The sequence below is a fragment of the Pseudoxanthomonas sp. CCNWLY206-1 genome (assembly GCF_039710385.1).
Taxonomy (GTDB): domain Bacteria; phylum Pseudomonadota; class Gammaproteobacteria; order Xanthomonadales; family Xanthomonadaceae; genus Pseudoxanthomonas_A.
This window is the reverse complement of record NZ_JBDKXI010000005.1, coordinates 409382-419331: the sequence shown is the minus strand read 5'-3', so window position 1 is coordinate 419331 and position 9950 is coordinate 409382. Positions and strand designations below refer to the sequence as shown.

7 protein-coding genes are annotated in these 9950 nt (G+C 56.4%); 1 reads left to right on the top strand and 6 read right to left on the bottom strand.

The features are described 5' to 3' along the window. On the bottom strand, positions 1 to 143 hold a 143-nt coding region (locus AADW18_RS13985; RefSeq protein ID WP_337344010.1), incomplete at its 3' end, for a nicotinamide phosphoribosyltransferase domain-containing protein. Positions 144 to 205: 62 nt separating this feature from the next. Then, the gene (locus AADW18_RS13980) at positions 206 to 1261 is read right to left on the bottom strand and encodes a bifunctional nicotinamide-nucleotide adenylyltransferase/Nudix hydroxylase (protein ID WP_337344009.1); all 1056 of its coding nucleotides are present in this window, start codon (positions 1259 to 1261) and stop codon (positions 206 to 208) included. Positions 1262 to 2375: 1114 nt separating this feature from the next. Between AADW18_RS13980 and AADW18_RS13975 the strand changes: the two genes are divergently transcribed. Then, on the top strand, positions 2376 to 2531 hold the full coding sequence (locus AADW18_RS13975; protein WP_337343987.1) for a hypothetical protein: 156 nt from the start codon (positions 2376 to 2378) through the stop codon (positions 2529 to 2531). Here AADW18_RS13975 and AADW18_RS13970 read toward each other — a convergent pair. From AADW18_RS13970 to AADW18_RS13955, 4 genes are all read right to left on the bottom strand, one after another. Further along, a complete protein-coding gene (locus tag AADW18_RS13970; RefSeq protein ID WP_337343986.1) occupies positions 2528 to 2986 on the bottom strand; it encodes a hypothetical protein in 459 nt (152 codons plus the stop codon). The two genes, AADW18_RS13975 and AADW18_RS13970, sit on opposite strands and share 4 nt — an antisense overlap. A gap of 629 nt (positions 2987 to 3615) precedes the next feature. Then, positions 3616 to 3765 (bottom strand): hypothetical protein, encoded by a 150-nt coding sequence (locus AADW18_RS13965; protein WP_337343985.1) that lies wholly within the window; start codon positions 3763 to 3765, stop codon positions 3616 to 3618. Position 3766: 1 nt separating this feature from the next. Beyond that, complete coding sequence (locus AADW18_RS13960) at positions 3767 to 6970, bottom strand: RHS repeat-associated core domain-containing protein (RefSeq protein WP_337343984.1); 3204 nt, start codon at positions 6968 to 6970, stop codon at positions 3767 to 3769. 482 nt (positions 6971 to 7452) lie between these two features. Beyond that, entirely contained in the window at positions 7453 to 9714 is a 2262-nt protein-coding gene (locus tag AADW18_RS13955; protein ID WP_337343983.1) for a DUF6531 domain-containing protein, read from the bottom strand. Positions 9715 to 9950: the final 236 nt, after the last annotated feature.

Sequence of the window (9950 nt, the reverse complement as noted above, 5' to 3'; positions counted from 1 at the left end):
AAGCCAAAAAACAACGTGCGGTCGTAGGTGCCGCCGCGCGATTCCACATAGAAGAAGGTGGCATCGGTGCCGGGCGGATACTGCAGCCAGTGGCTGGCTTTGTAGCTGTCGGTGTTGAGGAGAAGATTGTTGAGGCATTGCATGACGGAAGCTCCTTCGCGTCGAGTGAAGCCGGCGGTCTATCCGCCGACCGGGAAGGCCGGGATCAACCCCGGCCCAGAAAGAATTCGAGAATGTGGATGTGGTCTTCGTAGAGCTTGGGTCCCATGTCCAGCGCTTCGCTGACTGGAATCCAGCGCGCCTTGTCGGCATCATCGCCGCCGCGCACGTCCGGCAGTTCGCCAATGGGAAAGTCGAAGTGATAGGCGTGGGTAATGGTGCGTCCGCGCTGGCTGCGTTCGGGATGGTCGAATACGTGCTGGCCCTTGAGCGAGCCCTTCAGCACCGGCACCGGGATCTTCAGCCGGGTCTCTTCGCGCAGCTCGCGTAGGCAGGCATCCAGCAGTCCTTCGTCCTGGCCGACGAAACCGCCCGGCAGTGCCCACAAACCCTTGCCCGGTTCGGCGCGGCGCCGCACCAGCAACACGTGGCCCGAATGCACCACGACTGCGTCAGTGGTGACGAAGGTGGGCGCGTACGGTGCGTCTTTCCAGGCGGCTTTGTATTGATCGATGAACTGATGTTCGGCCACCAACTGCGCATACGCCGGTGAGTTCTTGCGGAAGGCCTCCAACATCTCAAATACCGGCGCCGGCACATTGCCACGTAGCATCAACAGCGCGCCATGGAAATCGATCTTGCCGGCTTCGAACAGATAGCGGCGCAGTTCGGTGGCCGACAGCGTCTCGGTGTGTTGCACATCCACCAGCGGCCATTGCGGAAACTCGCGCAGGTAGTAGCTGGACGCGTCCTTGTCCATGCCGATCAGACCGACACTGGCATCCGCTTCCCCGCCATCACTGCGAATCGCTTCGGCCACGGTGCGTTGCACACCGGCGATCCACTGGCTCTCGTTGTAGAGGTGGTCGCGTAGGGGACGAATGATCAGACGATCGGCCGCACCGTCCAGTGCCGCCTGAATCATCACGGCACGTTCGGCCACGGTCCAGGGATTGCGAATGGTGCGCGGGGTGTCGGCGGAACCGACCAGGAAGATGAGTTTCTTGGCCCGAGCCAATGCATGGCGGGCGACGGCGGCGTGGCCGTTATGGAAGGGCTCGAAACGCCCGATGAAAACAAGGTAGTCGTAGTCCATGAGAATCCCTCACGGGTAAGTGCCTTTGGGTCTATCCCTAGGCTTGGAATAAATGCTACGCCTGCTGTTGCCGGAGTCAAGTGCCTGCATATGGCGAGACGCTGGAAAATCCTATGTCCGCTTCCGGCTACTAGCGGGCATCCTCGCCACCCAACTTGAGCAGAGGCTCACCCAGTCTTTAGTCACTCCCGGCGCCAACGGTCGTCTCAGAATGTCTGAACTATCCGAGACCCGAGCGGTCACCCCTCGCCTTCCCCTGGAGTCCTGCCGAAATGACTTAAGCGCAGCAAGTTGCGGAGACACCACTCCTCATTTCAGACTGCGCTCACCTAGGCCATGATGCCCTAATCAATCTTTGGACCCGAAGCCCATGGCGCGACTCACGCGGGCCGAGAGACAGTTGTTGCAGACGCTCCCGACCCCTCCAGCACAGGGATCGATAAAGTCGAACACACTCCTGATTCTGGAGTGGCTTCAAGTCGCTGCCAACGAGCCGCGCACAGGCCTTGAGCTTCACCAATTCCTCGAACGCCTCCGCCCTGGGTGGTCAAGGTACGTTCGCTGCAGCACGAAGGACGAGTTCTTGCGAGCAATATCCGCGGAAGGTCGTTCAAACGAAGCAAGGCCGATACTTCATCTTGAGTGTCACGGCGGCAATGAAGGCCTCGGCGACGGCAGTGGTCGCGAGTTTCTAACGTGGAGCGAGCTAAATCCGCGACTTCAGGCATTGAATGAGGCATGCCGATGCAATTTGCTAGTGTTTGTCGCTGCCTGCTGCGGCTTTGCAGGAATAGCCGCACTTACGGAAGGTCCGCGGGCGCCTGCTGCTGCTATCGTGGGGCCAGCATGGACACTTGATACAGATGAGGTGGCCATCGCTACCCGAGCCTTCTACCAGGAGTTAGTGGATGGGAATGCGCATCTACAGTCGATGAGCGATGCATCAACTTCTCATTCCGGGGTACTGTTCGAACCTGAACCAATGGCTCTTCTAGCGTATGAGGCGTTCATCGAGACGATGATCCTGAGGGCGCGCCCAGAGAAGCGCAACGCGAGGATGGATGCAATGCGACAGCGTCTCGCTCGGACTGGACTTGACGCAAAGGAGGTTAAGCGCCGAATGGCCGAATTCGATCTCAACGAGGCTAAGATTTGGCAGTTCAGCTGGGATCGATTCTTCATGCTCGATCTGGATCCAGAAAACGCTGCGAGATTTGGCCTGAACCTCCTAAAGATTGCTCGCCGGATCGCCGCGCACCATGGGCGAGAGATTTAGTCGTCCGCGGGTGACCCACGATATGAGTAGGTTGACGGCTGAAGCTTGAATAGGACATCAGAAAGACGGATGTCTAGCGACAGGCGGTCGCGGCCTAAGCTTTCACGCATCGCGCGACAGAGCCTTGTGTACGCAAGGATCTCCTGCTCTTTCTCAAGAGTGCCGCCTTGAAGCCAAAACTTTTCGAGTGCTTCAACTACTGGAGCATCTGCGCACACACAAATGCGTGCCTTAGCATCATTGAGTGCACCTAACTCACCTAACTCATCTTGTGTCCGACCACTTCGTCGGGCTGAAACCAAGTGGGATGTAATTCGCAGGAAGTCGCCGTAGGCGTCTAGACGCATCTTGGCGAGCTCATCGTTGCGGCTCTTTCGTTCGGACAGCGCATGGCCAAACACTGCACCAATTAGGCCAGCTAGGAGCGACAAAAGTGCGGCTAAGGCGATGCTCATGGTTGTAGACAGCCAACTTCCTAATGTCCGGACCGGACCGGCTATACGACTTGTCTCAGCGCCCGAATGGAGCGCTACCCCGTTATTACGTTTCGATCTTATGGCGACTGGATCCGGCCGACAAGCTGGCTGATGTCGAACCGGAAGTTGACCAAGCCAGGAACGCATCCCGATATCCGCTAGTGGGTGGCCACTTAGTCGCTAGCTGACTCGAATCCAGCTCTTGGCGATGAAAGCCCATCTATCGGGGCCGAGCTATCGATGCTGAATACTTATTGCTACGCCAATGCCAAGTTATGCGGGAAATATCACATTAGTTGGCTTCTTTGCGACAACTTATGCGCTAAAGCACAGTTGATGTTCTTGAAAGCATAACTTGACCGCTACTTGAAAGCATAAATTGACCGCTGCTCTCAGATGAAGCTTTCACCTGCTCTCGATCGTGATGGGGCGGCTTCCGATGCGTGGCTTGCCAGGTGATCTCCCCAATGATGCGGTCTCGAACCAAGTGTCAGTCATTGCTATGGCTAGCACGCGAATTCACTTGATGCTTTTCGGTCGACTAAACATGGATTGTGCCCACGCCCCCACGGAAGAAGCCCCGCGATGAGCGGGGCTTCGAGCAGCCATCATTTCTCGCATTGCGACAGGGAGTAATTCCAGAGCCCGCCGCCGTCAAGACAGATGTCGATCGCAAGCTGGCGCTTTAGCCAGAACCCGGCCGCAATTGCCAATACGAGGATCAACACAATCACCATGACTCTGGTTTTCTTTTTCATATCAGTATTCTGGCGGTAAGCCGTTGGGCCTGAAGCCTGAGCATACCTGAGAGCATGAACCTTCACCCGCATGATTTCGCCCGTATCTATTGGCGGCCTGATCCGCCGCAGACGCTGCAGCCGAGTCGCCCTTCACTCCTTTGTCAAATTTCTCCCGCTCGTCACTGAGTTTGCAAGCCGCATCTTTACCTCCCGGTCCTCGCTGAGCAGCTTCACAGTTTGCTTTGCAGTGAAAGTATTTATCCGAGAGCTTAGTATTAGCTTTCCGCATGTCACGATAGTTCCGCACGAAGTCTCGAACGCCAGCGTTGTACTCGCGAAAATACGGGCTCGCCGGCGGTGGCTTGGCACCAGACTGTTTGTAGATATATTCTAAGTCTCTCGACTGTAAACCGAGCGGATCAACAAAATTCAGCGGATTCCCCCCGACATAGGCATAGGTGTTGACTCCACCTGCCAGTCCGATCGGATCCGACTGTAGATAGCGCCCTATGCTATGACTGTAGGTGCGGAATCCGTTGTTCCAGGTGTCCGTTTCGGCGTCATAGTATTGGCCCGGGAAGCCAATGTTGTAGGCGCCAACGGCATCCTGCGTTACTACGCGACTGAAACCATAGTTGTCGGCCTTCCAGACGACAGCCTTTGCACTGTCAGTAATCTGCTCAGGTCGCCCGATATGGTCGTTGTGGACGCTATATAGCTGCCCGCCGCGCACCATGCCTATAATTTCGTCGTTCGCCCACACGTAGGCCGTCCAGCCCTGCGCCGACTTGTATTCGCCGATCAAACTACCGTCTGGGGCGTAGCTGAACCAGGTTTGCGTAGTGCCCACCTCCTTGTAGACGCGTTGTCCCAATCCATTCACGGCGTAACTGGCTGTTCCGCCACTGCGGGTCGCGGACGACATTCGGTTGAAGGCATCGTAGACGAACGTGTTGACTCCGTCCGATGTCACGTTGCCGTTTGGATCGTATCCGACCACCGTTGTATCCACGTTTAGCAGGCGATTGTTGGCTTCGCTAACAGTGTAGTTCGTCGTGGTCCCGGCGTAGTGGGCGGAGGTCCGATTACCACTGGCATCGTAGGTGTAGTCGTTGTAGCGGTTGGCGTCGCGTTCCTCACGAATCAGTCTTCCGAGGTCGTCGTATCGGTAGATTTGCGAGACGGACGGGGTGACGGCATTGGTAATTGCCGTGACCATATCTCGGCGATCATATCCCAGCGTCAGGCTCTGCATCACCGTGGAGCCATTGCGGACGCTGAGACCCGTCCGCCGGCCGTCTTGGTCGTAGTTGTAGCCGCGCGTCAAACCGTTGCCATAGGTCCAGCTAGCAGCGGGACCAAACGGCTGATACTTGATGCCACTGGCGACAGTGTTGCTAACGCCTGCAACGGTTGCCGTGACCGCCGTCAGTTGCCCGGCGCTGTAGCCATAGCCCACGCCGACACCCCCAGGATAGCCGATCCCAGTCAAGCGCCCCATGCCGTCGTAAGAGTACGCGTACGCGTCCGAGCCGCCTGCTGGCAGAGCGCTGACCTGGCTCGCAATCTGGCCTTGAGGGGTGTACGTGTACTCTACGCTTCCCGTGGGATCGGCGACCTTGCACAGCATCCCTTTGCCATTCAAGCAACTGTCGTAGGTGAACGTCTGTGTTCCGTCGTCTGTAGTAAGCGACGTCAGGCGTGCCAGTCCATCGTATCCCAACGTAGTAACCCGAGCGTCCGCCCGCGTCATTGAGGTACGCAATCCAGTTGCGTCATAGGTGAATCGGGTAGTACCGGTATCAGGACTGCTTTGCGCCCATAACTGCCCGAAGCCGTCATAGGTGTAGCTGGTCACCTTATCGCGCGGGTCGGTGACTCTTACAATGCGATCACCGGCATCATAGAGGATGCTCGTGGTATAGCCATCCGCGTCCTTGGACGATGCTAGGCGCCCCAAAGGGTCATAGCCAAACGAGGTAGCCTTCCCCAACGGGTCGGTGATGGAAAGTAGATTGTCATTGTTGTCGTACGTGTACTTGGTTTCATTCCCAGACTTTGTCGTCGAGGCGATCAAACGGCCGAGCTCGTCGTACTTGAAGGTACTCCCTCCGACGACATCGCCTGAGACTGTCGCCGCGCCGGAGCCCGACAGGAGATTGTTCGGCCTGCCCACAGGCGAGATGCCATGAACGTAGATGGCTTTGCCGACATGGGCCTGGCGGATCGCTGGCGTTAAAGGTATTTCGAAGCGATAAGCCGTGCCATTGGATTCGCAGGCAGCCGCGATCGCTGCTTCGCTTGGCTTGTTGGCCGCAAAGCTCCCTACCATCGTGCCGCTGCCTGCCGGCCCGCCCATATAGACATGCACGTCGATTGATTGCGCTTGGTGCGTTGAACACGCCCATCCCAGCAGTAGTGGATCACCCGCACCTCCCGGGTAAATCCCTTCCACCACGCCGAGCACATCATCGCCTGGGACTGTCGTCGCGCCAGAGCCCGACAGGAGATTGTTCGGTCTGCCCACAGGCGAGATGCCATGAACGTAGATGGCTTTGCCGGCATGAGCCTGGCGGATCGCTGACGTTAAAGGTATTTCGAAGCGATAAGCCGTGCCCGTAGATTCGCAGGCAGCCGCGACCGCTGCTTCGCTAGCCTTATTGGCCGGAAAGCTTCCCACCATTGTGCCGCTGCCTGCCGGCCCGCCCATATAGACATGCACATCAATCGATTGTGTCCGGCCGGTTGAACACGCCCATCCTTTAAGCAATGGATCAGTCGCGCCTGCTGGTTGAATCCCATCCACCGCGCCATACACGTCTGAATTCTTGAGGGTGATAGATGAAGCTGCAGAAGTACGAGAATGTCCGTAGCTATCGAAAGCGATGGCTGTGACCGAATGTGTGCCTGCGGGAGGATTCGCCCAGGCAAATGAGTATGGTGAAGCGGTGGCGCTGCCCAGCCTAGCGCCACCAGCCCAGAACTCGACCCGATTGATACCGCCATCACTATCTGAAGCAGCGGCGGCGAGCGTCACCGTCGCTGGCAAGCGATATGCAGCGCCGTTAGCTGGAGCCGTCAGGGTGAGTTCGGGAGCATGGTTTCCATACACGTCGACATAGGCGACATCTTCACCCGCCGCAACGCCGAGATGAAAGCGGGTTCCAGCGGAGGACACTGAAGCCGCCTTGCTGCCGCTCTGCCCCATTTCAAACAGCGTCATAGTGCTCCCATTCACTGCTGAGCTCCATACACCGCCGGGCCTGTTCATCGTCCAACTGATGGTCGATGAACAGCTTGTGGCTCCTACAGGAATGTGGCACCTGTTTGGCGATGCGGTAATTGAACCGGTAGGAGCGGGGTATACGTTAATTGAAACATTGGCGACCGCTGCGCCCATCGCAGTACTGAAGCGCAAGGTATGCGCGCCCACGCTAGGCGAATGCCAGACGTAAGAGAACGGGACTTGCTGGCCAGAGCGCCCTGCGTCTGTCTGGATATCCGCCAAGTAACTTCCGTTCCTTGTCAGATTAACAACTGTGAATGGGCAGTCGTGGCGCCCACTTATCGTGATGCTGGCAGGGGCAGTGAACGTCTGGCTGTTGTATGGAGCATCAAACCTGATCGTGCACGCAATCGCCGATTCCGGAAGGAACAGCATTGCCGCGCCGATGACGATGCCAAGCAGCCAATGAGAGAGCTCTTTCATCGTACAGTTCCTTGTACTGGCTCGAAGGACACCCGTCGAATCTCTTCTGAGACGGGGAGCGACATCGCGTTGTATGTGTACAACTTCTGGGCGTAGAGGCCTCCACCCTCGGCAACGTATTCTGAAATCAAACGGCCAGCTACGTCGTATTGATAACCCCACTTGACGCCGTCCGGATAGGTAACGGATGCAAGGCGACCAAAGCCATCATAGGCATACGATGTCGTGTGGACGCCTCCGTTAACCGTCTTCTTCTCGCTGACTACACGCCCTCTTTCATCATAGACAAAATCTGTCCGATCCCCGTTCGGACCCACAACATAGCCAGGCTGACCTAAACCATCGTGCCCACCGAACGTGGTCGCATGCCCGGCTCCGTTCTCAACAGAAAGAACGTCACCTAACGTACTATAGGTATAAACCGTTTTCGAGCCAGGCAACGGACCCTCAATGGACATCCTGGAAAGAAGTCCGTTGGGGTGATTTATATACGTGTAAATGATGTCGCGAACTTGGTCCCTGGATTCGGCAACATTGGGCGATATATTCTTGATTGATGTTTTGGTGAGTCGACCAGCTCCGTCATAGGTGTAAGTGATCTCTCGCTGACCAACCAATGTTTCTGTCGTGATTCGGTTCTCAGAATCCCATGTGTAGGTCGTGGTTCTGGCGACCGCAGTACCTGCCGCTTCGATTTTGCTGAGAAGCCGCCCCGAACTGTGATATTGGTAGGTAGTGAGATTATCGTTGAAGTCAGTTTCGCCCAGCCTGTAGCCGTTACTGTCGTAATCGACACCCTTACTTGAGGCTTGGCAGTTTGCGGAAGCTTCTCCGTCAACGGATAACAACTTACCTTTCAGATCAAACAGGTAGTTTGTTTTCTTGCCCAGAGGGTTAGTCTCGGCGACCTTGGTACCTCCGGTTACATCCAGATAGATGAAGCTGTATTTTTCTACGCCAGCATGTTCGGTCGAACGGGCCTTACCGTACGAAAACGTGTACGTTGAGAATCGCGTTCCATTGTAGGATTTTCCGACTAGCGGGCCGAGATCCGGCGAAGCCGCCTCGTCCGCATAGTGGTATTCCACCACCGTGGCCGGGAGGCCGGGCAGAGTTACCGTTTTTAAGAAGTAGAAGTCCCACAGGACGCCAGGCCTCTTGATATAGCTGTAACGATAAAGATTACCGCCGGGATCCCTGACCGTCGCAACAGCGTTCTCTGTCCAAGTTAGCTCGACGTAACGCCCGGATGAGTGGGTGACGCGCTGAAGCTGTGTTCCGTTTAAGCCGCCGTACGTGTACTTCCAGGATATTCCTGATCGCGTCCGCTTCTCTAGAAGAAAACCGCCTGGGGTAAACTTAAGTACTTGGTTATCTTCCGTATTTATCGTCCATGTGCCGTCCGCATTTCGTATCGCATACGCAACGGGAGTTGCTTTCTTTTCGCGATATACATCGTCTACGCCGCGGTAGAAAGTAACCTTTCGGTCGTCACTCACGAGTTCAAAATGGGGTCTGTTAGCGGTGTCCTGAGCCGTGCACTCCTTAATACCAGGGAACGCATCGCACTCCTTGAACTCGGTGCTGGGAGCCTCAAAATGAAGACGGAAGTCGTCGAGATTGGATCGCCAGCGGGAGCCGAAAATCGATCGCTCATACGACGCACTCCGGCTGTTATACGTGCGCCCAAGAGGTAGCGGCATCTCTCCACCAGAAGCCCGGAAATCGATGACCTCCTCGATTTTCGCGCCGCTAGTTATGTCGATAGGATTGCCACGGCAAATCTTCTCGACAGTCACACCAGTAGTGGTGTCGGTATTTCTGGAGAAGCGGTCGTCGCGCAAAGTAAAACGCCACGAGTATGGCTCGTCCGGCGTCCCGGGATAGTTGACCAAGCCGGAAAAGCAGCCGCCTTCGACCGTTCCGGACAAGCCCCATGGGCAACGTGTCGGCTTTACTACTATCCTATCAGCGGTTGTTTGCGCAGAAGCCCTGCTCGAAACGGACGCGCAAACAATGAAGACAATCAACCAAGCCGACCGGATCACCGGCCAGAGACCAACCTCGGAATATTTCACGGAACCCCCTGTCCCAAGCGGAGCGCCATGAGCGTTGTCCGCAGTTGATTTCCCGGTTTCCCCAACCGGGTTCTCGGCGATGCTATCTCTCCTCTTTGCAGGCGTCAAACGGGTCAGGAGGCAATAGGTCACAGATTGAGAACTGCGGGCTTCAGCGATCACGATCACGACCGCGGGCATGACATGCCAATGACTTGTTTTGTCTCGCGTGCGGTTGCCTTGTTAGGTGGCCTGCCGCCTGCGAGCACTGCGCACCTGAAGTAGATCCTATTCCTCCATCTCGACTGTTAGATTCTCTCGAAACGCCTCTTCATATCCTGCGTATGGCAAGGGCTGGGCCGCTAAGGTTGCCGCTTCCAAGGCTCGGCGATCCACCTCACTTAATGCGCAAGATTTCGATGTTGCGCTAATTACAC